The 24,673-nt window shown below is 38.9% G+C and carries 24 protein-coding genes and 2 tRNA genes; 10 read left to right on the forward strand and 16 right to left on the reverse strand.

Features of this window, described 5'->3' with window-relative positions:
* The first annotated feature begins 52 nt into the window (after positions 1-52).
* Both FUA48_RS17885 and FUA48_RS17890 read left to right on the forward strand, forming a co-directional pair.
* Positions 53-2,548 carry a T9SS type B sorting domain-containing protein gene (locus FUA48_RS17885; RefSeq protein WP_147584863.1) on the forward strand — a complete coding sequence of 832 codons (2,496 nt, stop codon included), beginning with the start codon at positions 53-55 and terminating at the stop codon, positions 2,546-2,548.
* A gap of 29 nt (positions 2,549-2,577) precedes the next feature.
* The gene (locus tag FUA48_RS17890) at positions 2,578-2,988 is read left to right on the forward strand and encodes a hypothetical protein (RefSeq protein ID WP_147584864.1); all 411 of its coding nucleotides are present in this window, start codon (positions 2,578-2,580) and stop codon (positions 2,986-2,988) included.
* Between the two features lie 40 nt (positions 2,989-3,028).
* Here FUA48_RS17890 and typA read toward each other — a convergent pair whose 3' ends face one another.
* Entirely contained in the window at positions 3,029-4,828 is a 1,800-nt protein-coding gene (gene typA / locus FUA48_RS17895) for a translational GTPase TypA (protein ID WP_147584865.1), read from the reverse strand.
* Between the two features lie 199 nt (positions 4,829-5,027).
* On the opposite strand from typA, the gene FUA48_RS17900 reads away from it, so the two are divergent.
* Positions 5,028-6,077 carry an endonuclease/exonuclease/phosphatase family protein gene (locus FUA48_RS17900; protein ID WP_147584866.1) on the forward strand — a complete coding sequence of 350 codons (1,050 nt, stop codon included), beginning with the start codon at positions 5,028-5,030 and terminating at the stop codon, positions 6,075-6,077.
* A 64-nt stretch (positions 6,078-6,141) separates the two neighbouring features.
* Here the strand turns inward: FUA48_RS17900 and rpsT are convergent, their stop codons facing one another.
* From rpsT to proS, 4 genes are all read right to left on the reverse strand, one after another.
* Positions 6,142-6,393 carry a 30S ribosomal protein S20 gene (rpsT, locus tag FUA48_RS17905; RefSeq protein WP_129751792.1) on the reverse strand — a complete coding sequence of 84 codons (252 nt, stop codon included), beginning with the start codon at positions 6,391-6,393 and terminating at the stop codon, positions 6,142-6,144.
* Positions 6,394-6,428: 35 nt separating this feature from the next.
* A tRNA-Glu gene (locus tag FUA48_RS17910) sits at positions 6,429-6,500 on the reverse strand.
* A gap of 67 nt (positions 6,501-6,567) precedes the next feature.
* A tRNA-Glu gene (locus tag FUA48_RS17915) sits at positions 6,568-6,639 on the reverse strand.
* Between the two features lie 81 nt (positions 6,640-6,720).
* A complete protein-coding gene (proS, locus tag FUA48_RS17920; protein WP_147584867.1) occupies positions 6,721-8,196 on the reverse strand; it encodes a proline--tRNA ligase in 1,476 nt (491 codons plus the stop codon).
* Between the two features lie 103 nt (positions 8,197-8,299).
* Here proS and FUA48_RS17925 point away from each other — a divergent pair, with 103 nt between their 5' ends.
* The 4 genes from FUA48_RS17925 to FUA48_RS17940 all read left to right on the forward strand — a co-directional run bounded on the left by FUA48_RS17925 (position 8,300) and on the right by FUA48_RS17940 (position 12,927).
* Positions 8,300-9,361 (forward strand): hypothetical protein, encoded by a 1,062-nt coding sequence (locus FUA48_RS17925; protein ID WP_147584868.1) that lies wholly within the window; start codon positions 8,300-8,302, stop codon positions 9,359-9,361.
* A 66-nt stretch (positions 9,362-9,427) separates the two neighbouring features.
* Complete coding sequence (locus tag FUA48_RS17930; protein WP_147584869.1) at positions 9,428-10,924, forward strand: OmpP1/FadL family transporter; 1,497 nt, start codon at positions 9,428-9,430, stop codon at positions 10,922-10,924.
* Positions 10,925-11,070: 146 nt separating this feature from the next.
* The gene (gene rimO, locus FUA48_RS17935) at positions 11,071-12,399 is read left to right on the forward strand and encodes a 30S ribosomal protein S12 methylthiotransferase RimO (RefSeq protein ID WP_147584870.1); all 1,329 of its coding nucleotides are present in this window, start codon (positions 11,071-11,073) and stop codon (positions 12,397-12,399) included.
* Positions 12,400-12,480: 81 nt separating this feature from the next.
* The gene (locus FUA48_RS17940; RefSeq protein WP_147584871.1) at positions 12,481-12,927 is read left to right on the forward strand and encodes a hypothetical protein; all 447 of its coding nucleotides are present in this window, start codon (positions 12,481-12,483) and stop codon (positions 12,925-12,927) included.
* A gap of 6 nt (positions 12,928-12,933) precedes the next feature.
* On the opposite strand, the gene FUA48_RS17945 is transcribed toward FUA48_RS17940, so the two are convergent.
* Positions 12,934-15,135: a B12-binding domain-containing radical SAM protein gene (locus tag FUA48_RS17945; RefSeq protein WP_147584872.1), complete on the reverse strand. Its 2,202-nt coding sequence runs from the start codon at positions 15,133-15,135 to the stop codon at positions 12,934-12,936.
* A gap of 117 nt (positions 15,136-15,252) precedes the next feature.
* Here FUA48_RS17945 and bshC point away from each other — a divergent pair, with 117 nt between their 5' ends.
* Positions 15,253-16,842, forward strand: a complete 1,590-nt coding sequence (gene bshC / locus FUA48_RS17950) for a bacillithiol biosynthesis cysteine-adding enzyme BshC (protein WP_147584873.1) — start codon at positions 15,253-15,255, stop codon at positions 16,840-16,842.
* Between the two features lie 80 nt (positions 16,843-16,922).
* Positions 16,923-17,342 (forward strand): nucleoside-diphosphate kinase, encoded by a 420-nt coding sequence (locus tag FUA48_RS17955; protein ID WP_129751783.1) that lies wholly within the window; start codon positions 16,923-16,925, stop codon positions 17,340-17,342.
* Between the two features lie 140 nt (positions 17,343-17,482).
* Here FUA48_RS17955 and FUA48_RS17960 read toward each other — a convergent pair whose 3' ends face one another.
* On the reverse strand, positions 17,483-17,779 hold the full coding sequence (locus tag FUA48_RS17960; RefSeq protein WP_129751782.1) for a DUF721 domain-containing protein: 297 nt from the start codon (positions 17,777-17,779) through the stop codon (positions 17,483-17,485).
* On the reverse strand, positions 17,779-18,198 hold the full coding sequence (locus FUA48_RS17965) for a lipocalin-like domain-containing protein (RefSeq protein WP_147584874.1): 420 nt from the start codon (positions 18,196-18,198) through the stop codon (positions 17,779-17,781). Before FUA48_RS17965 ends, FUA48_RS17960 begins: the two co-directional genes overlap by 1 nt.
* 121 nt (positions 18,199-18,319) lie before the next feature.
* Between FUA48_RS17965 and FUA48_RS17970 the strand changes: the two genes are divergently transcribed.
* On the forward strand, positions 18,320-19,402 hold the full coding sequence (locus tag FUA48_RS17970) for a serine hydrolase domain-containing protein (protein ID WP_147584875.1): 1,083 nt from the start codon (positions 18,320-18,322) through the stop codon (positions 19,400-19,402).
* A gap of 28 nt (positions 19,403-19,430) precedes the next feature.
* Here the strand turns inward: FUA48_RS17970 and FUA48_RS17975 are convergent, their stop codons facing one another.
* The 8 genes from FUA48_RS17975 to FUA48_RS18010 all read right to left on the reverse strand — a co-directional run bounded on the left by FUA48_RS17975 (position 19,431) and on the right by FUA48_RS18010 (position 24,647).
* Positions 19,431-20,648, reverse strand: a complete 1,218-nt coding sequence (locus FUA48_RS17975) for a hypothetical protein (protein WP_147584876.1) — start codon at positions 20,646-20,648, stop codon at positions 19,431-19,433.
* Between the two features lie 48 nt (positions 20,649-20,696).
* Positions 20,697-21,650, reverse strand: coding sequence for a signal recognition particle-docking protein FtsY (ftsY, locus tag FUA48_RS17980; protein WP_129751779.1), 954 nt, complete (start codon positions 21,648-21,650; stop codon positions 20,697-20,699).
* Between the two features lie 97 nt (positions 21,651-21,747).
* Positions 21,748-21,900, reverse strand: coding sequence for a DUF4295 domain-containing protein (locus FUA48_RS17985; protein WP_129751778.1), 153 nt, complete (start codon positions 21,898-21,900; stop codon positions 21,748-21,750).
* A gap of 9 nt (positions 21,901-21,909) precedes the next feature.
* Positions 21,910-22,092 (reverse strand): 50S ribosomal protein L33, encoded by a 183-nt coding sequence (gene rpmG, locus FUA48_RS17990; RefSeq protein WP_026981158.1) that lies wholly within the window; start codon positions 22,090-22,092, stop codon positions 21,910-21,912.
* Between the two features lie 30 nt (positions 22,093-22,122).
* Positions 22,123-22,359, reverse strand: coding sequence for a 50S ribosomal protein L28 (gene rpmB / locus FUA48_RS17995; protein WP_129751777.1), 237 nt, complete (start codon positions 22,357-22,359; stop codon positions 22,123-22,125).
* Between the two features lie 79 nt (positions 22,360-22,438).
* On the reverse strand, positions 22,439-23,686 hold the full coding sequence (locus tag FUA48_RS18000; protein WP_147584877.1) for a competence/damage-inducible protein A: 1,248 nt from the start codon (positions 23,684-23,686) through the stop codon (positions 22,439-22,441).
* Positions 23,687-23,691: 5 nt separating this feature from the next.
* A complete protein-coding gene (locus tag FUA48_RS18005) occupies positions 23,692-24,036 on the reverse strand; it encodes an Hpt domain-containing protein (protein WP_147584878.1) in 345 nt (114 codons plus the stop codon).
* Positions 24,036-24,647: a fumarylacetoacetate hydrolase family protein gene (locus FUA48_RS18010; protein ID WP_147584879.1), complete on the reverse strand. Its 612-nt coding sequence runs from the start codon at positions 24,645-24,647 to the stop codon at positions 24,036-24,038. Before FUA48_RS18010 ends, FUA48_RS18005 begins: the two co-directional genes overlap by 1 nt.
* Positions 24,648-24,673 lie beyond the last annotated feature (26 nt).

Genomic DNA, 24,673 nt, shown 5'->3' on the forward strand with positions numbered 1-24,673 from the left:
TTTTGTAATTTTATAAATCATTTAACGTTAGTCCGTTAAATATTTTTCCGCTATGAAAAAAATCACCTTATTCTTATTACTGTTTTTTACAGTATTTGCTTTTGCCCAAAAAGAAGCCAATTACTGGTATTTTGGCAATAATGCCGGTATACATTTTCTTGACGACGGTTCTGTAGTTTCACTGGCCGACAGTAATATGACAACCAATGAAGGCTGTAGTTCAATCTCAGATGCACAGGGCAACTTACTATTTTATACAGACGGGCGCACCGTTTGGGATAAAAACCACATTATAATGCCAAACGGAAATTACTTGGGCGGAACAGGTTTGCTTGGCGACCCCTCAAGTACACAATCGGGCATTATAGTACCAAAAGCCGACGACCCCAATATCTATTATATTTTTACTGTAGATGAACCCCATCATGAAAATGCCGCAACCTACCCTGATCCTTTTCCCGGACCGTATACAGACGGCAGTACTATTCCCGCTTCAGACGACGGACTCAACAACGGATTCAATTATTCTATAGTAGACCTTTCGGTAATCGGCGCCAATGGCAGCGAAGGTGATATAACAACAAGAAATGTTCACCTTGTTACTTACAACCCTGCAAATATTGAAGAGATTAAGTACAAATGTTCTGAAAAGATAACCGCCGTAAAAAATGCCGACGGTACAGGGTATTGGGTAATTACACAATTTGTAGACCGGTTTTATTCTTTTTTAGTAGATGCCAATGGTGTTAACGAGACACCGGTAGTAAGCCAGTTATTACCTGTAATACCAACTTCAGGATACAGGAGAAATGCTATAGGTTGTTTAAAAATATCGCCCACAGGAAATAAACTTGCCATTGCCCACATGCAGGTAGGCACCGAAACCGGAGGATCAGCCTCAAATGGTATGGTATACCTGTATGATTTTAATAACAGTACGGGAGCGGTATCCAATCCACTACCGATAAAAGAAAATGGTCAGCCGTATGGAGTTGAATTTTCACCTTCGGGTAAAAAGCTATATGCATGTTATGATACGGCAAATGTTATTAGCGGAATATACCAGTATAATCTTGAAGCTGCTAATATTCCCGGTTCAGAAATTTTTATTGCAGACACCCCGCAATCAGGAACGCTTCAGTTAGGGCCTAACGGTAAAATTTACAGAGCCGTTGTAAGCTCGCAAAATCTGGATGTTATTAACAACCCTGAAGAAACAGGAGCTGCCTGCGGTTATCAGCAAAACGGAATAACATTAGCTAACGGAACAAGCTGCTTTTTTGGACTGCCTCCGTTTATTACCTCCTTTTTTTATGCCAGTATAGAGATTGAAAACACCTGCCTTGGCGATACTTCTGAATTTACTCTTGCTTTTACCAACGAGTTCGACAGCATAGAATGGGATTTTGGTGACGGAAGTCCTACATCTGCAGAAATTAACCCTACCCACATTTATACCGATGCCGGCACTTATAATGTGGTTGCTATTATTGAATATACGGGAGAGAGTTTTACCTTTTCTCAAAATGTTACTATTGCAGAAGTTCCTGTAGCCAATACAGCTGATAATCTTAGAGAATGTGATACAGGTAGTGACGGTATAGAAAACTTTACACTTGGCGATAATACAAACACCATTTTAGGCAATCAGGATCCGGAGGATTATGAAGTATTGTACTATGAATCGTTAACTAATGCCCAATTATCATCCGGGGCTTTAAATCCGGACAGTTATAACAACACATCCGATCCCCAAACAATTTATGCCCGTGTACAAAACAAAAACAACACCAACTGTTATGCAATAACAACATTTACCATAGGTACAATGGGTGTTCCGGGAATAGACGATACTGCCGAAGCAAGAATATGTGCCAATACAGGCGATCCTGTTACCTTAAGCACAGGTATTACAGGAGCACAGTATACGTATGAGTGGTCTAACGGGCGTACTACCCCTACCATACAGGTTACACGTTCAGGCACTTTTTCTGTTACCGTAACCAATGCACACGGCTGCTCTAAAACGCAAACCTTTACAGTTATTCCGTCAGACGTTGCCATAATAGAAGATATTGACATTATAGATCTTACAGATAACAATACAGTAACCGTTCATGTTTCTCCAACCGGAGGAGTTAATACAACCTATGAATTCAGTATAGATAGACCCCACGGTCCTTTTCAGGAGTCCAATCACTTTGAGAAGGTAGAACCCGGGCTACATACTGTATATGTATCTGATGTGAATGGTTGTGGTGTAGTGTTTAAAGAGATATCTATACTTTCCATACCTAAATTCTTTACTCCAAACGGCGACGGTGTACATGATACTTGGGACATTGTTGGCATGAATTTTAAATTTTACCAAAACAGTACCATATATATTTACGACCGTTACGGTAAGCTCATAGCCAATATAGACCCGAAAGGCTCCGGATGGGACGGAACATATAACGGAAACCGTTTACCATCTACCGACTACTGGTATGTTATTAAACTTGACGATGGCCGAACTGTTAAGGGACATTTTAGTATGATTAGATAATCGGTTTATACATCTTAATAAAATTCTTTATGAAAAAAATCCTGTTAGCGGCTTTATTACCCGCATTTTTACTTTGCAGTTGTTCTGAAAAAATGAAAGAATTCCAAAAACAGGCAAATGAACAATTTGGTGACCAACATTTTAAAACAACCCTATCCCTAATAGAACTTTACAAAGTAAGGCATGGTGATTATCCTTCTTCCCTTGACAGTCTTGAATTTACCGGAGACTGGGATATGATGGCAATAAATTCCACAGAATATAAAAAGCTTGAAGAAGGTTACGAACTTAACCTTACAAAAGGATGGATGGGCAATGCCGATAGTCTACAACTCAAATATCCTCCTGCATTTTGGAAAGGGTTAGGCATCAAAAAGTCGAATATTCCTATTACTAAAGATGAAGATGTAGCAACGGAAGAAATCGAAGAAACTAAATAAAAAAATCCCGCCGATTGGCGGGATTTTTTTATTTATATCATTAAGCGATTTTAAAACGCTTTCTGTCATTTTCATTCAGGTAGATTTTACGTAAACGTAAGCTCTTAGGCGTTACCTCTACATACTCATCTTTCTGGATGTACTCTAATGCCTCCTCTAATGAGAATTTGATAGCAGGAATAATTCTTGCTTTATCATCAGCACCAGATGAACGAACGTTAGTTAACTTTTTAGTTTTAGTAACGTTTACAACCATATCATCACCACGAGAGTTCTCACCAATAACCTGACCTTCGTAAATATCTTCGTTAGGATCAACAAAGAATTTACCTCTGTCCTGAAGTTTATCAATAGAGTAAGGGATTGCCTTACCGTTCTCCATAGAGATTAATGAACCGTTAATACGTCCAGGAATCTCACCTTTAAACGGTTGGTACTCTAAGTAACGGTGTGCCATGATAGCCTCACCTGCTGTAGCCGTTAGTAACTGGTTTCTTAAACCGATGATACCACGTGAAGGAATGATAAACTTAACTATCATACGCTCACCTTTAGGCTCCATACTTAGCATCTCACCTTTACGCATAGTTACAAACTCAACTGCACGACCTGAAAGGTTTTCCGGTAAGTCGATAGTAAGCTCTTCGATAGGCTCACATTTAACACCGTCTATTTCTTTGATGATAACCTGAGGCTGACCAATCTGAAGCTCATATCCTTCTCTTCTCATAGTTTCTATAAGAACTGATAAGTGAAGTACACCACGGCCAAACACCATGAATTTGTCGGCACTATCCGTCTCATTAACTCTAAGCGCAAGGTTTTTCTCAAGCTCCTTGTTTAATCTTTCTTTAATGTGTCTTGAAGTAACAAACTTACCTTCTTTACCAAAGAAAGGAGAGTCGTTAATTGTAAACAACATACTCATTGTAGGCTCATCAATAGCAATAGTTGCTAATGCTTCAGGATTTTCAAAATCAGCAACAGTATCACCAATTTCAAAACCTTCAAGACCTACAAGAGCACAAATATCTCCTGCTTCTACTCTTTCTACTTTTTTACGGCCAAGCCCTTCAAAAGTGTGAAGCTCTTTTAATTTAGATTTAACCACTTTACCATCACGCTTAACAAGAGAAACATTCATTCCTTCTGTTAAAACACCTCTTTGTAAACGACCGATAGCAATACGGCCTGTAAAACTTGAGAAGTCTAGAGATGTGATAAGTAATTGCGGAGTACCTTCAGATACTTTAGGAGCAGGAATATGCTCAAGTACCATATCAAGAAGCGGCTCTATGTTCTCAGTTTTGTTTCTCCAGTCAGTACTCATCCAGTTTTGCTTAGCAGAACCGTATACCGAAGGGAAATCAAGCTGCCATTCTTCTGCACCAAGCTCAAACATAAGGTCAAATACCTTTTCGTGTACTTCTTCCGGAGTACAGTTCTCTTTATCCACCTTGTTGATAACCACACATGGCTTAAGGCCAAGGTCGATAGCTTTTTGAAGTACAAAACGAGTTTGTGGCATTGGCCCTTCAAAAGCATCAACTAAAAGTAATACACCGTCAGCCATGTTAAGTACACGCTCTACCTCACCACCAAAGTCGGCGTGGCCCGGAGTATCGATAATGTTGATTTTCGTTCCCTTGTAAGCTACCGATACGTTTTTAGAAGTAATGGTAATACCTCTTTCACGCTCAAGGTCGTTGTTATCAAGTATCAGGTCGCCTGTGTTCTCGTTTTCGCGGAATAACTGGCAATGGTACATAATTTTGTCAACCAGCGTAGTCTTACCGTGGTCAACGTGAGCAATAATTGCAATGTTTCTTATAGACGCCATCTTTCTTTTTTTGAAGCTGCAAAGGTACACTTTATTTTGATATAAAAAACACTAAAAACGAGACACTTAAGATTGTTATAATCTTTATCACACCTAAAATTAACATTAGTTAAATTACAATTAACAGTCTTCTTATTACAAAAGCAAATAAGTATATTTGAAGTAACTCAGTGCTTTAGCATAACTTATAGCTTAATAAATGAATACTTTTTTAATAATTTTCACAGCCTTTATTATCCTCTTCACCATCATACCACTTGTAAGAAATGATTACTGGACTTTCAGGATTTTTGATTATCCTCGGCTGCAAAAGCTAACTCTTTCTGTTATCTGCATGGTTCTAATACTATTTTATTATGATGGCCCGGCAATAGAATATGCAACTATACTTTCTATAATATCCCTTAATATTATTTACCTGCTTTATCATATATTGCCGTTTACGCCTCTTGCAAAAAAACAGATGCTTACAGTCAAACGTACAGATAAAGCTAACACTATAGATATAGTAATTGCAAACGTATATCAGGAAAACCGTAATGCAAAGGGATGCCTTACAGAAATAAAAAAGGCAGACCCTGATATTGTACTGCTTATAGAAACCGATAATTTTTGGGCTGATGCTACATTGCAGTTAAAAGAAACTTACCCTTACAACAAACTCGTACCGCTTGAAAATACATACGGAATGATCTTATACTCCAAACTGGAACTTAAAAACACCGAAGTAAAATATATGGTAGAAGATGATATCCCCTCTATCCACACCAAAGTACTATTAAAAAGCGGTCAAGAAATCCAACTATATGCGCTGCACCCTACACCACCGGTACCAAACGAAAATATGCAATCTACCGAAAGAGATAAGGAACTTTTGCTTGCAGCAGATTTATGCAAAAAAAGTAAATTTCCGGTAATAGTAATGGGTGATCTAAATGATGTGGCATGGAGCTATACTACAAAACTGTTTTTAAAAATGAGCGGTATGCTGGACCCAAGGATAGGGCGAGGTTTTTTTAACACCTTCCATGCGCAGTACCCTTTTATGCGGTTCCCTTTAGACCATGCATTTGCATCTCCGCACTTTAAGTTTGCATGCATGAAACGGCTTAATAACTGCGGTTCAGATCATTTTCCTATATATGTAAGCCTACAGCTTGACAAAGGAGCGCAGTTTGAACAACACGGCGAAAAACCTGATAGCGATGATATAGCTGAAGCTAATGAAAAGAAACAAAAATCAACATAACAAAAAAAGCTCCTGATGATCCAGGAGCTTCAATTTTATATCTTAACAAGTAGTTATCCTCTTATTAAAGAGCTGCTACGTGCTTAGTTAATTTTGATTTTAAGTTTGAAGCTTTGTTAGCGTGGATGATGTTTTTCTTAGCTAACTTATCAATCATTGAAATAACAGAAGATAATTTTTCTGAAGCTTCATTCTTATCTGTAGCTAAACGTATTGCTTTAATAGCATTACGAGTAGTTTTGTGCTGATACCTGTTCAACACTCTTTTCTTTTCGTTGCTTCTGATTCTTTTTAAAGCTGACTTGTGATTTGCCATTTTGTTAACTTAAATATCTTGTTATATAAAATTTGTAGTCCGTAGGGGAATCGAACCCCTGTTACCAGGATGAAAACCTGGCGTCCTAACCCCTAGACGAACGGACCATTGTTTTGTTACTCTGAAGTCCTTTTTGGATTATTCTCAGTAAAAAATATTAGAACTTCAATCTTGTAGTCCGTAGGGGAATCGAACCCCTGTTACCAGGATGAAAACCTGGCGTCCTAACCCCTAGACGAACGGACCGTTTTTGTTTCATTATTGCGGTGCAAATGTACAACTATTTTTTATTTACGCAATAGCTGAAACAAAAATTTTTTATTTTTTTTAGTACGCCTTTGCAAACAGCACTCGGCCCTTTGATGGCGCACCTGTAAGCACACATTTACCCTCTTCTTCTACCCTATCAAGAGCTATACATCTGATTGTAGCCTTAGTAAGTTCTTTTATACGTTCTTCAGTCTCTCCTGTACCGTCCCAATGAGCCGCTACAAAACCACCTTTATTATCTAAAATATCTTTAAATTCTTCAAAAGAATTTACTTCAGTAATATGTGAATTTCTGTACTCAATAGCTTTATTAAACAGTTCAGATTGTATCTTTTCAAGAAGATCCTGAATGTAATTTGCGATATCAGCCTTAGCCACTATCTCTTTTGTAAGGGTATCTCGGCGTGCAACTTCAAAAGTTCCGTTTTCAAGATCTTTTGGCCCTACGGCAATTCTTACAGGAACACCCTTAAGCTCATACTCATTAAACTTCCATCCCGGTTTATGCGTAGTCCTGTCGTCATACTTAACAGAGATATTAAGTTTTCTTAGCTGAGCCATTAATGTTTTAACCTCTGCCGATATTTCTTCAAGCTGCTCATCACTTCTGTGAATAGGAACAATCACTACCTGTATAGGCGCAAGGTTTGGCGGAAGCACAAGTCCGTTATCATCACTATGCGTCATTACAAGAGCTCCCATTAAGCGTGTGGAAACACCCCATGAGGTTGCCCAAACATAATCCTGCTTACCTTCCTGGTTGGCAAACTTAACGTCAAACGCTTTAGCAAAGTTTTGCCCTAAAAAGTGCGAAGTACCTGCCTGTAGTGCCTTACCGTCCTGCATTAAAGCCTCAATACAATATGTCTCCTCTGCTCCGGCAAAACGCTCGTTAGCCGTTTTCACCCCTTTTATTACGGGTATAGCCATAAAGTTCTCAGCAAACTCAGCATACACGTTCATCATTTGTTCAGCTTCGGCTATTGCCTCCTGCTTAGTTGCGTGAGCAGTATGTCCTTCCTGCCATAAAAACTCTGCAGTCCTTAAAAACAAACGGGTTCTCATTTCCCAACGCACTACATTTGCCCACTGGTTAACAAGAATAGGCAGGTCGCGGTACGATTGTATCCATTTTCTGTAAGTATCCCATATAATGGTTTCGGAAGTAGGCCTAACTATAAGCTCTTCTTCAAGCTTAGCATCAGGGTCTACCTCTATGGTTTTTCCGTCTTCACTTGTTTTAAGCCTGTAATGAGTAACTACAGCACATTCTTTTGCAAAGCCGTCTACATGGCTCGCCTCCTTACTAAAATAAGATTTGGGTATAAATAAGGGGAAGTAAGCGTTTTGGTGTCCTGTTTCTTTAAACATCCTGTCTAACTCTGCCTGCATTTTTTCCCAAATTGCATAGCCGTATGGTTTGATTACCATACATCCCCTAACCCCTGAATTCTCAGCAAGGTCTGCTTTTACAACCAGTTCATTATACCATTTGGAATAATCTTCTGATCGTTTAGTTAAATTCTTACTCATTTCAATTAAATTGGCACAAATATTGTTTTCTTAAAATATATTACTAACTGTTTGGCAAAACTAACTATTTTTGTTAGTCCAACAATAAAAAAAATGCAGCGTTATGAAAACTAACTACTTCACACTACGTACAATCTCCCTGCATACCCTGTTAGGGTTTTTGACCCTTACCGTAGTCTCGTGCGGTTCTTACCAAAACACCTCTTCTTATAATGACGGTATTTATGGTTCGGTTCCCCGTGACAGCAACAACAATCCTGTTTATACTTACAACGACGGAAACGTACAGCAGTACAGAGACGGAAATGTTTCAGGACAAAACACAAACTATAAAGGTTACTTCGAATCTTTAAAAAATGAATACCCTGTATATGATGATGAGGCTACTACAGAAAACGACTCTGTTGTTAGTGTTACCAACTACAACAACGCATATACAACTAACTCTTACCCAGGTTGGGGTGAAAATCCTGACAACATAACCGTAAATGTTTATGACGGCTATGGCTATGGTGGTTGGGGTTATCCTTACTATGGTTGGGGCTATGGCGGTTGGGGCTATCCTTACTACGGAGGCGGCTGGGGCTGGGGCCTTGGCTGGAACTCATGGGGCGGATGGAATGTTGGCATCGGCTGGGGTTACGGCTATGGCGGATGGGGTTACCCATACTATGGCTGGGGCGGCTACTACGGAAACTGGGGCTACTACCCTTACGGACACGCTTATTACTATAATGACTACAACGGACGTTATCCATACAGCGCAGGAAGATCTAACGTTGCTTATGGCGGAAACAGAAGCGGTATAAGCGGAAGAAGTAACGTTGCAGGCAGAGGCTATCAAACAGGACGAAGCAATGTAGCCGGAAGGAATTCTTCTTATACCCCTAACAGATCTTCTATGTCCAGAAACAGTTCTACAGTAAGATCAAGAGGTAACAACACCAGCGACAGAAGTTCTTACTCTAACTCATCAAGAGCTACCAGAAGCAGCAGTAACAGAGAATATACTCCTTCAAGCAATACAAGAAGTAATAATAATTATACTCCTTCAAGAAGCAGCTCATCACCAAGCAGGTCTTACAGTCCTTCTCCTTCAAGAAGCTCAGGCGGCGGATTTGGCGGCGGTAGATCCGGTGGCGGCGGCGGTGGAAGAAGAGGATAATTAACCAATAATACGGCTCCATGCTATTTGACAAAACAGTATGGAGCTTTTCAAAATCAATTGACTATGAAAAAATATCTATTCCTTGCTGCTTTTTCATTAACTGCAGCAGCTTTACACGCTCAGCAGGACCTAAATACTCCTGAAGATGCTGTAAGATATGCAACCGGCAACCTTACAGGTACTGCACGTTTCCGCGCATTAAGCGGTGCTTTTGGAGCACTGGGCGGCGATCTTTCTGCCATTAATGTAAACCCGGCAGGTTCGGCAGTTTTCAATTACAATGCAGGTACAGTTTCGTTAACGAGTTTTAATATCACTAACGAATCCAATTACTTTGGCACAAACACAAAAAAGAACGATAATTCAATAGAATTAAACCAGCTTGGTGCTGTTTTTGTTTTTAACAACTCCAATGAAAATGCTACTCTTAAAAAGTTTGCCATAGCATTTAACTATGAAAATACAGATAATTTTGACAACAGTATTTTCTCTGCAGGCTATAACCCAAACAACTCTATAGACAGGTATTTTCTGCGATATGCTAACGGCATAGGTAATGAAGGAGGAATTCCGCTAAGCGCACTTAACAACGCTTACTATGAAGACCTGAACTTTATAGACCAGCAGGCTTACTTAGGCTACAATGGTTACATGTTTAACCCCGATGTAAATACTCCGGACAATACTACTTATTCCAGCAATGTTCCCGCAGGACCCTACTATAACGAAAACAGTGTTTCTACAAGGGGATATAACGGCAAGGTGGCCATTAACTTTGCAGGACAGTTTTCTAACTGGCTTTATCTTGGGGCTAACCTAAATGCACATTTTACCGATTATATTAAAACCTATAGTGTTTACGAAGACTATCAGGATCCAACTACAGGCTTAGAAGCCGTTCGTTTCAATAACGAAAGATACACATATGGAGGAGGCTTCTCTTTTAACCTTGGTGCTATTGCAAAAGTTACCGAAGCTTTCCGTTTAGGACTTGCTTATGAGTCACCTACATGGTACAGGCTTCAGGATGAAATCACACAAAACATAATTGTTCAAAACAATGGCAGCCGCGTTGTTACCGACCCGGGAATGACTTTTATTATGGACGATTACGGACTTAAAACACCTGGTAAATATACCGGAAGCTTAGCTTATATTTTTGGGCAGTCGGGACTTATAAGTATCGATTACTCACTTAAAGACTATAGCAATACCAAGTTTACAAGCAGGGGTTACGACATGATTAACGACCAGCTTGGAAGCACTCTGGATTTAGCAAGTGAATTCCGTGCTGGTATTGAATACCGTATTAAAAGTGTAAGTATTAGAGGTGGTTACCGCTTTGAGCAAAGTCCTTATAAAAATGGTTATACAATGGGCGACCTTACCGGATACTCGGGAGGTTTAGGCTTTAACTTCAGGGGATCAAGATTAGACCTGACCTACTCTTACTTTAACAGAAAATCGGATGCGCCTTTATTAACCGCAGCATTAACCGATTCTGCAAGAATAAACAGCTGCAACAATAATGTTACTGTTTCATATTCTATGGATCTGTAAATTTTCATCTTACATAGTTACTTTAAAAACCGCCCCTACAAAAGAGAGGCGGTTTTTATTTTATAGACCTTTCCACATAAATTTTAACGCTATATACTCCTGTTTATCAATAAAAAGCGTAATTTTGCACTCCAATTTTCAAGTACATGAGAACCAAATCGTTAAAGAAAAATAAAATCAACGTAGTAACACTTGGGTGTTCTAAAAATGTTTATGACAGCGAAGTGCTTATGGGCCAGCTTAGAGCCAGTGGTAAAGATGTTACCCACGAAGCACCTGCACATGAGGAAGGAAACATTATTGTTATAAACACTTGTGGTTTTATTGATAATGCAAAGGAAGAATCGGTTAACATGATCCTTAATTATGTTGACAAGAAAGAACAGGGACTGGTAGACAAAGTATTTGTTACCGGATGCCTTTCTGAACGATACAAACCGGATTTGGTTAAGGAAATACCTGATGTAGACCAGTATTTTGGCACTACAGAGCTTCCGTTACTTTTAAAGGCACTTGGAGCCGATTATAAGCATGAGCTTTTAGGGGAGCGTTTAACAACTACTCCTAAAAACTACGCTTACCTTAAAATTGCTGAAGGATGCGACCGTCCGTGCAGTTTTTGTGCTATCCCGTTAATGAGGGGTAAACACGTTTCCCAACCGATAGAAAAACTGGTTAAGGAAGCCGAAGGCCTTGCAAGAAACGGAGTTAAGGAACTTATACTTATTGCTCAGGATCTTACTTACTACGGTCTTGACCTTTATAAAAAACGTAATCTTGCCGAACTACTTGAAAACCTTGTAAAAGTTGAAGGTATAGAATGGATAAGGTTACACTACGCTTTCCCTACAGGATTCCCGATGGATGTGCTTGAACTAATGAAGCGTGAGCCTAAAATATGTAATTACATAGATATTCCGCTACAGCACATAAGTGATAATGTACTTAAGTCTATGCGCCGTGGTACTACTTATGAAAAAACAACCAAACTATTAAAAGAGTTTAGGGAAACCGTGCCGGGAATGGCTATCAGAACCACCCTTATTGTAGGTTATCCGGGAGAGACCGAAGAGGATTTCCAGATACTTAAAAACTGGGTAGAGGAAATGCGTTTTGAGCGTCTTGGATGCTTTACCTACTCTCACGAAGAGAATACTCATGCCTACCTTCTTGAGGATGACGTACCTGCTGAAGTAAAACAACAGCGCGCTAACGAAATAATGGAAATACAGTCGCAAATTTCATGGGATCTTAACCAGGAAAAGATAGGGCAGGTTTACCGTTGTATCATCGACCGTAAAGAAGGGAACCACTTTGTGGCAAGAACTGAATTCGACAGTCCTGATGTGGATAACGAAGTACTCATTGATGCTTCTTTAACTTACCTTAAAACAGGAGAGTTTACAGATATTAAGATTACTGATGCCACCGAGTTTGACCTGTATGGTGTACCGGCAAACATGGCCACAGAATAATACCTAAAAGCTAAAGTTGATGAACTTTAGCTTTTTTGTTTAAAAATCATTAAGTTTGACCTTATTATAAAGTATTGCATCATGAAATATTTTAAACTTTTGGCTATTACCTTTCTTCTTTTTACCGGACACGAAGCTATGGCTCAGTATGGTTACGGTTACGATCCTTATTACAACTCCGGTTACAGACCGGGTGTTGACCGAAGAATAGACACTCAGAGAAGGGCTCCTGATACACATAAGAAAAAAGATGAAAAGCCTAAAGACCTTTCGGAAGTAATGTCTGAATACCTTGCTAAAGAACTTAAGCTGGATGATTTTCAAAAAGCTGCTGTTAAGGTAATTTATGACGATCACAAAGACCAGATACTTGAACTGTCTAATAACGAAAGTGATACCCGCCAGGTTTTAAAAGATAAATTCAATGCGATAAGTGAGGAGATTGATAAAAAAATCCTTCCGTTATTATCTGAAGATCAGAAAAAATCATATCAGAAAATTATCGACGACAGAAATAAGCAAAAGTAATTACAGTTACAATATAAGCAACCCGTATTCGCGTAAAGTGTTTACGGGTTTACTATACCAAAACAGTTCAAAATCTTCCAGCCCTGCATCTTCGTAGTTTTGCTTTACCTGCTGGAATCCTGTTACCTTATTATCCGGAGTCACTGCTATTTGCTGTAATAATATAACCAACCATTCGCCCTGTTCTTTATTAACCTGAATGGTATAACTCTCCTTTTTATCGTGAAAAGTAAATGCGGCCAACTCAAAAGTGTGGCCTTTTTTGTTTTTTGTAAAGTAGGATACCGTTGGCTTCCCTCCTATCCATACTACTTTTGCGGTAGGCTTAACCGTAAAACTATCTTCCTCATGCAGTACGTTATAAATATAATCGTGTTGCACTTTAGTACGCGGTACCTTAAACTCAAACCAATCCTGTAACGGATAGTCAAAGCAAATACCGTGCATGTAGTTAAAGAGAGACTTTTTAAGTCCGTAACTGAATTTATCGTGGTTAGTACCTGTTTTATCTATATGTACAATGTCGTTATTGGCAAAAGAACCTATGGCTTCAGTTTCCTTTAATACACCAAACTTTTCAGGATACATTCCTACAGGGCTATGGGCTGTCATAGCAAACTGGTGCCAAAACCCCGACTGTAGTATTCCCAGTTCAAACATTTGCCTAACCATCTCAAGCGAATCTACAGTTTCTTGTGCTGTTTGCGTTGGAAAACCATACATAAGGTAAGCATGCACCATAATACCGGCTTCGGTAAAATTGCGGGTTACCCTTGCTACCTGAGCCACCGTTACCCCTTTTTGTATCAGTTCCAATAACCTGTCGGAAGCCACTTCAAGTCCGCCTGAAACCGCTATACAACCGGATGCTTTTAGCAATCGGCATAAATCGGCCGTAAAGCTTTTTTCAAAACGTATGTTAGTCCACCAGGTTACTGCCAGTTTCCTTCGGATAATCTCTAAAGCCACTTCACGCATTAAGGCAGGAGGTGCAGCCTCATCCACAAAATGGAAACCGTTTTGCCCTGTTTGTGCTACAAGCTCTTCCATTCTGTCTACCAAAAGCTTTGCGGCAACAGGCTCATAAATTTTTATGTAATCTAATGATATATCACAAAAAGTACACTTACCCCAATAACAACCGTGAGCCATGGTCAGTTTATTCCACCTTCCGTCACTCCACATGCGGTGCATAGGGTTTACAATCTCTATAACCGAAATATAGTCGTCAAGCAGTAAATCAGAATAATCGGGAGTACCTACCTCACTCTGTTTATAATCCCTGCAGGCCGAATTATCAATATAAGTTACCTTTCCGTCTACCAGTGCAAAAGTGCGCTTAAGTTCATTCAGACTTCTTTTATCTTCAAGATATTCTACAAGGCATTCTACCGGAGCTTCCCCGTCATCCAGCGTAATAAAATCGAAAAACTCCATTACACGTCCATCCGAAAGCGAACGCAACTCGGTATTCGGGAACCCGCCTCCCATACTGATTTTTACATCAGGAAATATCTTTTTAATGTACTGTGCACTCCTGAAAGCTGCATATAAATTGCCGGGGAACGGTACCGAAAAACCAACAAGCACAGGATTAACTTCCCTCATCCTTTCATGAAGGATATCAATCAGTAGCTCATCAATATAAGTATAGGGCTGTTGCAGGCTTTCATACAATTCATCAAACGAATTTGCAGAGCGCCCTAACCTTTCGGCATAACGGCTAAACCCAAAATGCGGGTCGATGCAGTCTACAATAAGGTCGGATATATCTTCAAGATATAGCGTAGCCAAATGCTTCGCCTTATCCTGAGTTCCCATACTGCCAAATGCCCAGTCCAATTCTTCAAGCTGTGCAAAACGTGATGCCTCGGGTAAAAAATCTTCCTGACATATCAGGTGCGACAGCGTAGGGTTCTTACCCTGCAGGAACAGCATTACGGCATCTATGGTTTTAAGGTATTCCTCCTTAAGAGCTATAATACGTTCTGAATTCGGGCTTAGGTTTTCAGCATTTTGTTCTATGCGGTTAAACAAATCGGTAAGCCCCTGTTTTGAGAAAAGCTTTAAAATTACCTCTATACCCAAATCGGCCTGAAAACAGGATATACCTTTAGTATTAAGGAATCCCTTAAGATATGCCGTTGCCGGATAAGGCGTATTTAACTGGGTAAAAGGCGGTGTTATTAAAAATACTTTAGTACTCAAAACAGTAATGGTTTAGCCTGCTAAAATAGTCGATATTTTTGGGATTTTACAAACATCACTCATATAGAAATATGCATTCATTTTTTCGCTAACTTTACAGGAAAATAATTTACTACAATGCCGTCAGACTGTATCAGCTTTCAAAGTTCAGGATATTTTACCCCACTAATAACCGATTACCTAAACCAAAAAGAAAACCTGAAGCCGTTATACAACCGCTTCCCTACCCTGGAAAACTTTAAGCAGCAGGCACTTGAAAAACAGCACAACTACAATAGTGATTTCCGTAATGTTTTAGTAAATGCCCTGCAACAGCAGTATGTCGGATTCAACATATCTAACAGTACAAAGCAAAACATTGAGCTACTTAATAAAGACAATACCTTTACCATAACCACAGGCCATCAGTTAAACCTGTTTACGGGCCCGCTTTACTTTTTGTATAAAATCGTGAGCACCATAAACCTTAGCAGGCAATTGACTGAAACCTATCCCGAATACAATTTTGTTCCGGTTTACTGGATGGCTACCGAAGATCATGACTTCGACGAGATTAACTACTTTAACTTTAAGGAAAAGAAAATAAGCTGGAACAGGGAAAGTTCAGGCCCTGTAGGTCGATTATCCACTCTTGGACTGGAAGCGGTACTTGAGGTTTTTGAAAAAGAACTTGGCCCCGGAAACAATGCAGCATGGCTAAAAGAGCTGTTTAGGGAAACCTACATAAAACACAGTAACCTTACCGATGCCACCCGATATCTGGCTAACAGACTTTTTGGCGACACAGGACTGGTAATAGTAGACGGAGACAGCTCAAGTCTTAAAAAACTGTTTACTCCTCATGTTAAGGAAGAGCTTTTACACCAGACATCGCATACTAAAGTTGCCGAAACAGCACACTTATTAAAAGACTACAATATACAGGTTAACCCAAGGGAAATAAACCTGTTTTATATAGAAGACAACATAAGGGAACGTATTATTTTACAGGACGGCACCTATTATGTAAACAATACCGAAATTAAATTTAGCGAGGCAGAAATACTGGCTTTACTGGAGTCGAATCCGGAAAAGTTTAGTCCTAATGTTATTATGCGTCCGCTTTATGAGGAGGTTATATTGCCTAACCTGTGCTATATAGGCGGAGGAGGTGAGTTGGCTTACTGGCTGGAGTTAAAAACCTATTTTGAGTCGGCGGGGGTTACCTTTCCTATATTACTGTTACGTAATTCGGTACTACTTACTACCCAAAAACAGGCCGACAAACTGGACAAGCTAAACCTTACGTGGGGCGATATATTTATGAAACAGCAGGAGCTTGTTACTAAAAAAACTCAGGAATTCTCGGAACTAGGCCTTGATTTTAGCGAACAGAAAAAGTTTTTAAAACAACAGTTTGCCAAGCTGTATGATATGGCTGCAAAAACTGACGCTACCTTTACCGGAGCCGTAAAGGCCCAAGAGCTTAAACAACTGAAAGGGCTTGAAAATCTGGAAAAGAAATTGCTTAGGGCAGAAAAGAAAAACCATGCCGACAAGCTGGAGCGTATAACAGAACTTCAAAATGAGCTTTTCCCGGGCAGAAGCCTGCAGGAACGCAAAGCCAACTTCTCACAATTCTATCTTGAATTTGACGGCAAGCTTACCGAAAAACTGTTTGCCGACTTAAAGCCTTTGGAGCAGGAGTTTAACATTGTGGTTTTGTAAAAAAGAATAAAAAAACATTAATAATTTATTAAAGTTATTAATGTAAAAACCACTACTTTTGCAGCAAATTTAAAAAGACTATGGCAACAAACAGGACATTTACAATGATTAAGCCGGATGCTGTTGAAAAAGGACACATCGGTGGTATTTTATCTATGATAACTGAAGCTGGCTTCAGAATCGTTTCTCTAAAATTAACTCAACTTACTTTAGCTGATGCTCAGGCATTTTATGCCGTACACAAAGAAAGACCTTTCTTTGGTGAGCTTGTTGAGTTCATGACAAGAGGACCTATCGTAGCTGCTATCCTTGAGAAAGAAAATGCTGTTGAAGATTTCAGAGCTCTAATTGGTGCTACTAACCCTGCTGATGCTGCTGAAGGTACAATCCGTAAAAAATATGCTACATCTGTAGGTGAAAATGCGGTTCACGGTTCAGACAGCGATGAGAACGCTGCTATCGAGAGCAACTTCCACTTTGCAGGAAGAGAGCAGTTCTAAGAATATAATCCCGAACTGAAATAAAAAAGGCTGTCTATAAATAGACAGCCTTTTTCCATTTCGACGAATGGAGAAATCTCAAAATTTGACGTAGATTTCTCGACTACATTGCATTGCGCTCGAAATGAAAAAACATTTATTTATCTTAAAACAACTTCCTTTACTACTTCCCTACCCAGTTCTTCATTAATCATCTTCACTATCTTTTCCTTTCCAAAACTTAGCTCTTCGCGCAAAACTGCCGAAGTCAGCGCCACATAAAGTGTAGTACCTTTCAGCATAATTTCACTGGTATAATTATTTACCCCGTTACCCATAAGATTTTTCCATGCATCACGCACATCAATCTTATCCATACCTTTTTGCAGGTTATTCTTCTGGATAATTTCTTTAAGCACATCACCTAGTGAACTGTGATCGTTTAACCGTTTTGCCATTATTTTATAGTAAAGGGTTCGGGTTTCTGGTAGTGGTATTCTATATCCTGCTCATTTTTCAAAACAAGGTTCTCATCGTCAAGCTCAATTATCTGCTCTTTCCATTTAGCATGATCGGTAGTATAATTTATATAAGTCTTTCCGTCTTCTTCACTTAATGCGATCTTTTCTGTCAGCTCATTGGTTCTGTATGTACCGTCTACCTGAGGCATTACCTTTTGACGGAAACCTTCTTTTCCTTTCAACTCAAAAAAATCTATCGTAGGATTAACCGTGTATTCTTTTTCTTGTCCATCAGGCATTATAACCTCTTTTATTTCCCAATATCCGTTAAGTTTATACAGATTAGCCTCTTCAATTTTTTGGGAACAGGAAACAGTTGCTAATGCCATTAGCAAAAAAAGGCATAGTTTTTTCATGATATCTTTTTGTTTTGGTTAGCACAAATTTAATCATTTAAAAGTGTCCTCAAATGTTATAACGGTAGTTTAACGAAAACAAGTATTTAATATCTTTAGCATCAGCTAACAAAAAAATTATATGAGAAAATTATTTCCTTTACTACTTACAGGTGTCCTGTTTTTTAGTTGTAGTTCTTCCGATGACAGTAACAATCCGGATACTAGCCCTACCCCTGAAGAAAGCATGTATTTCCCTGACAACAATACCGATGTTTGGGAAACTACCAGTCCGGCTTCGTTGGGCTGGAATGAAAGTGCCGTACCTGCACTCTTACAATATCTTGAAGAAAAACACAGCAAATCGTTTATGATACTTGTAAATGGTAAGATTGTAATGGAAAACTATTTTGACGGGCATTCAGCCACTACCCCCTGGTATTGGGCAAGTGCCGGAAAAACCCTTACGTCTACAGTAACAGGAATTGCCCAGCAGGAAAATTACATCAATATAAACAACAAAGTATCCGATTATTTAGGCACAGGATGGACAAGTGCTAATTTAGATAAAGAGAACCTTATAACCTGCAGACACCTGCTTACTATGAGTTCCGGCCTTGACGATTCTCTGGGTGATGATGTTTCTCCAGAAAACCTGCAATACGTAGCCGATGCCGGCACCCGATGGGCCTACCATAATGTTTATGTAAAACTACAGGATGTTGTGGCACAGGCTACCAACCAAACCTGGAGCGGTTATTTCAATTCCAAACTTAGAGACCCTATAGGAATGACAGGCGTATGGATAGATAGCGGCGATGACCTTAGTGTTTACTGGAGTACTACACGAAGCATGGCTCGATTTGGCCTTTTAGCATTAAATAACGGAAAGTGGAAAGAAACCCAAATAATAAATACAACTTATTTTAACGAGGCTGTAAACACCTCTCAGGATATTAACAAAGGCTACGGTTATTTATGGTGGCTTAACGGTAAGCAGAGCTACCACCTGCCGCAAACACAGTTTGAATTTAACGGTAGCATTATCCCTTCCGGGGCTAATGATATGTATATGGCATTAGGCAAAAATGACCAGAAGATTTATGTAATACCATCTAAAAAGATGGTGGTAATAAGAATGGGTAATGCAGCCGATGGCGAAAACTTTGCCCTTTCGGGTTTTGATGATAACCTATGGCAAAAGATAAATGCTGTTATAGAATAAAGAAGCCGCTCAATGAGCGGCTTCTTTATTAGAATGTATATTTAAAATTCAATCCCAGTTTACTGAATTTATAGTTACTGTTATAGTCAACCACTTCTCTCGGAGTATCATATCTTACTTCAAGTCCCATATTTTCTGAAAGGGCATAACCAAAACCGGCAGTCAGATAAAAATTATGAGCCAGATTATACGTTTGAGTTGAAGCCGTATAATATTCACCTTGAGCATTTGTCGCTAACTGATTCTTGGTTAAATCACCAAAAGCAAAGCTCATTCCAAAACCGGCGTCAATAAAAAACCCTTTTTTGTTTTTATTTTCACTTAAAAAATATCTGGGTCCTAAAACAGCGCTAAAAAAGCTGGCATTAAGAACAGATTGTTCAACAAGCCTGTTTGTATTTGCAAAAGGTGTTATTGTTTCAAGCTCTGTTGCCATTGCATATTCAAGTCTGAAAAAACCTCCCAAATTACCTGCAGGCATTACAATAACAGCCTCAGCTCCTAAATTAAAACCTATGCTACTGTCATTACCGCTTCCGCCTTGTGTTTTTGTAGCTAACATATTCATTGTTGGTCCGGCATAACCACTTACCAGCAATTCTATTTTTAATGAGCCTTTATTATCATAAACTTTGTATTGTGAACTTTTACAACTATTATAAACTTCAAAAACTTTCTTTAGAGAACTTTCTTTATAAGACAGAGTCCCGAAGTTAACGGAACTGTCTCCACAGTTAACCTCATTATAAAGGGTTTGCTGGTATTCTTTATTTTCTTTTACTTCATTTCCGTATAAGTACATTTTGTGTACCAGTTGGGTAATTTTTATTTTTTTGGAATCTATCGAATAAAAATATTTTTTCTCTTCGTTAAAGTAGCCTGAATATAAAGATGCATCTCCTTCAACAAGTACATTCAGGAAAAGCTCAGTCTTTTCCCACTCAGCCTCTTTAAAAGTACTATAATATCTTTGAGAATCAGATCTCGACTTATCGACTTTAACTGTTCTTTTTATGAATTTAAACTGATCGCTTATACCATATTCTTTAACTGTTAAAAATGGTAAAGACTGGTATTCCCCTGTTTCATTTTGCCTGATTTGAATCTTATCAGTTTTTGCAAAATCTGTTGGTTTAAAATAGACATCTATCCTAGTGTCACTGTTAGTTATATAATAGCCTTTTATATCCTGGCCATAGGAAACCACAGCAATAAGGAATATTGCCAGCAAAGAAAAAAATCTCATCTTGTAAGGTGATTAATTTAGTTAGTTAATTGGTTATTGGTAAAAAATTTATTTGAAGAAGGAATCTACAAATTCATACTTGTTAAATACCTGTAAATCCTCAATTCCTTCACCCACACCAATGTATTTAACCGGTATCTGGAACTGGTCTGAAATACCAATTACCACACCTCCTTTTGCCGTTCCGTCAAGTTTGGTAACGGCAAGTGAGGTTACCTCTGTTGCAGCAGTAAACTGTTTAGCCTGTTCAAAAGCATTTTGACCTGTAGAACCGTCAAGTACAAGCAACACATCATGAGGTGCATCGCCCACTACTTTTTGCATTACCCTTTTTACTTTGGTAAGCTCGTTCATCAGGTTTACTTTATTATGAAGCCTTCCGGCTGTATCTATAATAACAACATCAGCATTTTGCTTAACGGCCGACTGTAACGTATCAAAAGCAACAGAAGCCGGGTCACTACCCATTTGCTGTTTTACGATTGGTACATTTACCCTGTCTGCCCATACCTGTAACTGATCTATAGCAGCAGCCCTAAAAGTATCGGCAGCACCAAGCACCACATTGTGCCCGGCTTTTTTAAACTGGTAAGCAAGTTTACCTATAGTTGTGGTTTTACCCACACCATTTACACCTACCACCATTAGTACATATGGCTTTTTGTCTGCCGGAACTTCAAAATCTGTAGCTTCTCCGGTATTGGTTTCCGAAAGCAGGCCTGCAATCTCTTCTCTTAATATAGCATTAAGTTCATCTGTACCTAAATATTTATCTTTAGATACGCGCTCTTCTATACGCTCAATAATTTTAAGGGTAGTATTTACACCTACATCAGATGATACAAGTATCTCTTCAAGATTATCAAGTACCTCATCATCTACTTTAGATTTACCTGCTACAGCTTTAGATAACTTAGAGAAAAAAGAAGTTTTAGTTTTCTCAAGACCTTTATCTAAAGTTTCCTTCTTTTCAGAAGAAAATATTTTTTTAAAGAAGTTCATATGCTTTTTTAGTCTCGTTTTTCCTTTGGTAAATATAGAAAATAAAAAAGCTACTCCCGTTACTGAAAGTAGCTTTTCTATATATGTTTAGGACTTATTATTTCTTCTTAAGAAAATCATCCACTAATTCTGGAGCCATTACGCTCTCAACAAAAGTATAAGCACCTGTTTTAGGAGACTTTACCATTTTGATAGCTTTAGTTAGCCTTTTAGAAGCTGTCTGTAACGATGCTACGGTTTTCTTTGCCATGACGTAATATTATTTTATTTCTTTATGAACAGTTACTCTCTTAAGGATAGGATTGAATTTTTTGATCTCTAACCTGTCCGGAGTGTTTTTCTTATTTTTAGTAGTGATGTATCTTGAAGTTCCTGGTACGCCAGAAGCTTTGTGCTCAGTACACTCTAAAATTACCTGGATTCTGTTACCTTTCTTTGCCATCTTGCTATATATTTATTTAGGTACGGATTATTATTTAATAAATCCTTTAGCTTTAGCGTCTTTTAGAACAGCAGCTAAACCATTTTTATTAATTGTCTTGATAGTAGAAGCAGCTACCCTAAGAGTAATCCATCTGTCCTCTTCAGGAAGATAAAAACGCTTCTTCACTAAGTTTACACTAAACTTTCTCTTAGTCTTGTTCATTGCGTGGGAAACGTTATTTCCAACCATCGCTTTTTTACCAGTAAGGGCACAAACTCTTGACATTATTTATCGCTTTTATATCGTTATTCAAAATCAGGGTGCAAAGTAACAAAAAATAAAACTATTACACAAACATAATCAATCAGTTTTTTAAAATTTCCTGATAAATTTTTTCCAAAGCTTTATTTGCCGCACGTTCTATTACCTTTTCACGGGGCTGACCAAACTCAAACTTCTCACTGTAAACGCCTTTTGGAGTAGCTATACCTATAAAAACCGTACCCACTTCGGCATCAGAATCTCCCTTTGTAGGCCCCGCATTTCCGGTGGTTGCTACGGCATAATCTGTCCCAAAAATCTTCTTTGCCTGCAAAGCCATCGCTTCGGCCACTTTAGGACTTACCACACTAAATATATCTATAAGCTGCTGGTCTATCTTTAGTATATTAACTTTTGCTTCGGTAGCATAAGCCACTGCGCTTCCTTTAAAATAAGCCGAAGACCCCGGCAGAGAAGTTAGCATTTGCGCTATCCTGCCCCCTGTACAACTTTCGGCTGCCGATATGGTAAGACGCTGTTCCGTTAAAACCTTTGCCAAAACAACCTCAAGCGATTCTTCCTCTTCATAACCAACTATAATATCGCCTATTATAGCTTTTAGCTTTTCAGATTCTTCCTTAATGCTTTCCTGTAAAAACTCTTCGTTGATACCTCTTGCCGAAAGGCGAAGCCTTACTTTACCCGGACTTGGCAGGTAAGCAAGTTTAATAAACTCCGGCAGGTTGTTCTCCCAGTCTTCAATACGCTCGGCAATAAGGCTTTCTCCCTGTCCGTATGTATTTATGGTTTTATGAAGTATATAAGGCCTTTTAAATTTAGAAATAAGCCTAAGGATAACCTCATTATCCATTAGGTATTTCATTTCATAAGGAACACCCGGCAGCGACACAAAAACGGTATTTTCGTTTTCCATCCATATCCCTGGTGCAGTCCCTACCCTGTTAAAAAGCACAGTCCCTCTTGAGGGTACAAGCGCCTGGTCTTTATTCATCTGCGAAACCGGACGGTTCATAACCTTTTGTATCAGTTCTTCAACATGAATAAGAACCGCTTCATCAGTCACAAGGTCATCGTTAAAATACTCTGCAAGGGTCTTTTTGGTAATATCATCTTTGGTTGGACCAAGTCCTCCTGTCATGACAACCAAATCCACCTTATTTTGCAGCGTTTCCAGCGTTTTCAGTATATGTTCACGACTGTCGCTTATGGAAAGCATTTCAACTACTCCTATACCTATTTTATCTAAAGACTTTGCGATAAAAGCAGAATTGGTATCCACAATCTGCCCTATCAGGATCTCATCCCCAATGGTAACAACCGCTGCTTTCATATCTATTAAAGGCCGTAATCTTTTTTTATTTCTTTTAGTGCATGGTCTATCCTGTCCTTAAGACTCTTATACACCTCTTTAATTTCCTTTTTCTTACCCTCGCTCCTGCTCCATGTCTCTATAGACAAAACATCCTCATAAGCCAGGTCCATACCCAGCATATCAAGCGTAGGCTTTATTTTATGTGCAGCATGGTATACCCTTTCATAATCCTTTTCTTTTAGTCCCTGCCTTATATTTTTAATTTCCGGCGGAACCTCTTCGGTAAAAAGTACCATTATCTGCCTTGCAAAATCCACATCGTTATCGGAAATCGCATATACTTTGGATAAATTATAGTGTAAAGCCATTATTTTACCTGTATCCTGAATAATTTTTTACCTTCTATCGAACCTTCCAACACATCGTCGGGGTTAACTTTGCCCACGCCTTCCGGCGTTCCGGTAAAAATAACATCTCCCGTTCTTAATGTAAAATATTGCGAAACATAAGCAACAAGCTCATCAATCTTCCAAAGCATATTTTGGGTATTGCCTTTTTGTACTACCTCATCATTTTTGGTAAGCTCAAAGTTTATGCTGTCTAACGATCCTAATTCTGATTTATTGATAAAATCCCCAATTACAGCCGAACCGTCAAACGCTTTGGCTTTTTCCCATGGCAGCCCTTTTTCCTTAAGTTTTGCCTGAATGTCTCTGGCTGTAAAATCGATACCTAAACCTATCTCGTCATAATACTTATGGGCAAATTTTGCATCTATATACTTACCTACCTTATTTATCTTAACAAGTACTTCTACTTCATAGTGTACATCGTTACTAAACTCCGGTATAACAAATGGAAACTGTTTTTGCACTACTGCCGTGTCAGGCTTCAGGAAAATAACAGGCTCATCTGGCCTTTCGTTTTTAAGTTCCTCTATATGGCTGGCATAATTCCTGCCTATGCATATTATCTTCATGCGTATGCGTTATCTTGTGGGGATTA

Origin of the sequence: Flavobacterium alkalisoli (assembly GCF_008000935.1) — a bacterium.
Classification (GTDB): Bacteria; Bacteroidota; Bacteroidia; order Flavobacteriales; family Flavobacteriaceae; genus Flavobacterium; species Flavobacterium alkalisoli.

Excerpts from the sequence above, each read along its gene's own strand:
- FUA48_RS17960 (WP_129751782.1), bottom strand. The coding sequence starts at position 17,779 with ATGGCAAAACGGTTAAACGATCACAGTTCACTAGGTGATGTGCTTAAA.
- FUA48_RS17885 (WP_147584863.1), top strand. The coding sequence starts at position 53 with ATGAAAAAAATCACCTTATTCTTATTACTGTTTTTTACAGTATTTGCT.
- FUA48_RS17985 (WP_129751778.1), bottom strand. The coding sequence starts at position 21,900 with ATGGCAAAGAAAACCGTAGCATCGTTACAGACAGCTTCTAAAAGGCTA.
- FUA48_RS17965 (WP_147584874.1), bottom strand. The coding sequence starts at position 18,198 with ATGAAAAAACTATGCCTTTTTTTGCTAATGGCATTAGCAACTGTTTCC.
- bshC (WP_147584873.1), top strand. The coding sequence starts at position 15,253 with ATGCCGTCAGACTGTATCAGCTTTCAAAGTTCAGGATATTTTACCCCA.
- rimO (WP_147584870.1), top strand. The coding sequence starts at position 11,071 with ATGAGAACCAAATCGTTAAAGAAAAATAAAATCAACGTAGTAACACTT.
- rpsT (WP_129751792.1), bottom strand. The coding sequence starts at position 6,393 with ATGGCAAATCACAAGTCAGCTTTAAAAAGAATCAGAAGCAACGAAAAG.
- typA (WP_147584865.1), bottom strand. The coding sequence starts at position 4,828 with ATGGCGTCTATAAGAAACATTGCAATTATTGCTCACGTTGACCACGGT.
- FUA48_RS17925 (WP_147584868.1), top strand. The coding sequence starts at position 8,300 with ATGAAAACTAACTACTTCACACTACGTACAATCTCCCTGCATACCCTG.
- proS (WP_147584867.1), bottom strand. The coding sequence starts at position 8,196 with ATGAGTAAGAATTTAACTAAACGATCAGAAGATTATTCCAAATGGTAT.
- FUA48_RS17970 (WP_147584875.1), top strand. The coding sequence starts at position 18,320 with ATGAGAAAATTATTTCCTTTACTACTTACAGGTGTCCTGTTTTTTAGT.
- FUA48_RS18010 (WP_147584879.1), bottom strand. The coding sequence starts at position 24,647 with ATGAAGATAATATGCATAGGCAGGAATTATGCCAGCCATATAGAGGAA.
- FUA48_RS17900 (WP_147584866.1), top strand. The coding sequence starts at position 5,028 with ATGAATACTTTTTTAATAATTTTCACAGCCTTTATTATCCTCTTCACC.
- FUA48_RS18000 (WP_147584877.1), bottom strand. The coding sequence starts at position 23,686 with ATGAAAGCAGCGGTTGTTACCATTGGGGATGAGATCCTGATAGGGCAG.
- FUA48_RS17975 (WP_147584876.1), bottom strand. The coding sequence starts at position 20,648 with ATGAGATTTTTTTCTTTGCTGGCAATATTCCTTATTGCTGTGGTTTCC.
- FUA48_RS17890 (WP_147584864.1), top strand. The coding sequence starts at position 2,578 with ATGAAAAAAATCCTGTTAGCGGCTTTATTACCCGCATTTTTACTTTGC.
- ftsY (WP_129751779.1), bottom strand. The coding sequence starts at position 21,650 with ATGAACTTCTTTAAAAAAATATTTTCTTCTGAAAAGAAGGAAACTTTA.
- FUA48_RS17955 (WP_129751783.1), top strand. The coding sequence starts at position 16,923 with ATGGCAACAAACAGGACATTTACAATGATTAAGCCGGATGCTGTTGAA.
- FUA48_RS18005 (WP_147584878.1), bottom strand. The coding sequence starts at position 24,036 with ATGGCTTTACACTATAATTTATCCAAAGTATATGCGATTTCCGATAAC.
- rpmB (WP_129751777.1), bottom strand. The coding sequence starts at position 22,359 with ATGTCAAGAGTTTGTGCCCTTACTGGTAAAAAAGCGATGGTTGGAAAT.
- FUA48_RS17940 (WP_147584871.1), top strand. The coding sequence starts at position 12,481 with ATGAAATATTTTAAACTTTTGGCTATTACCTTTCTTCTTTTTACCGGA.
- FUA48_RS17930 (WP_147584869.1), top strand. The coding sequence starts at position 9,428 with ATGAAAAAATATCTATTCCTTGCTGCTTTTTCATTAACTGCAGCAGCT.
- rpmG (WP_026981158.1), bottom strand. The coding sequence starts at position 22,092 with ATGGCAAAGAAAGGTAACAGAATCCAGGTAATTTTAGAGTGTACTGAG.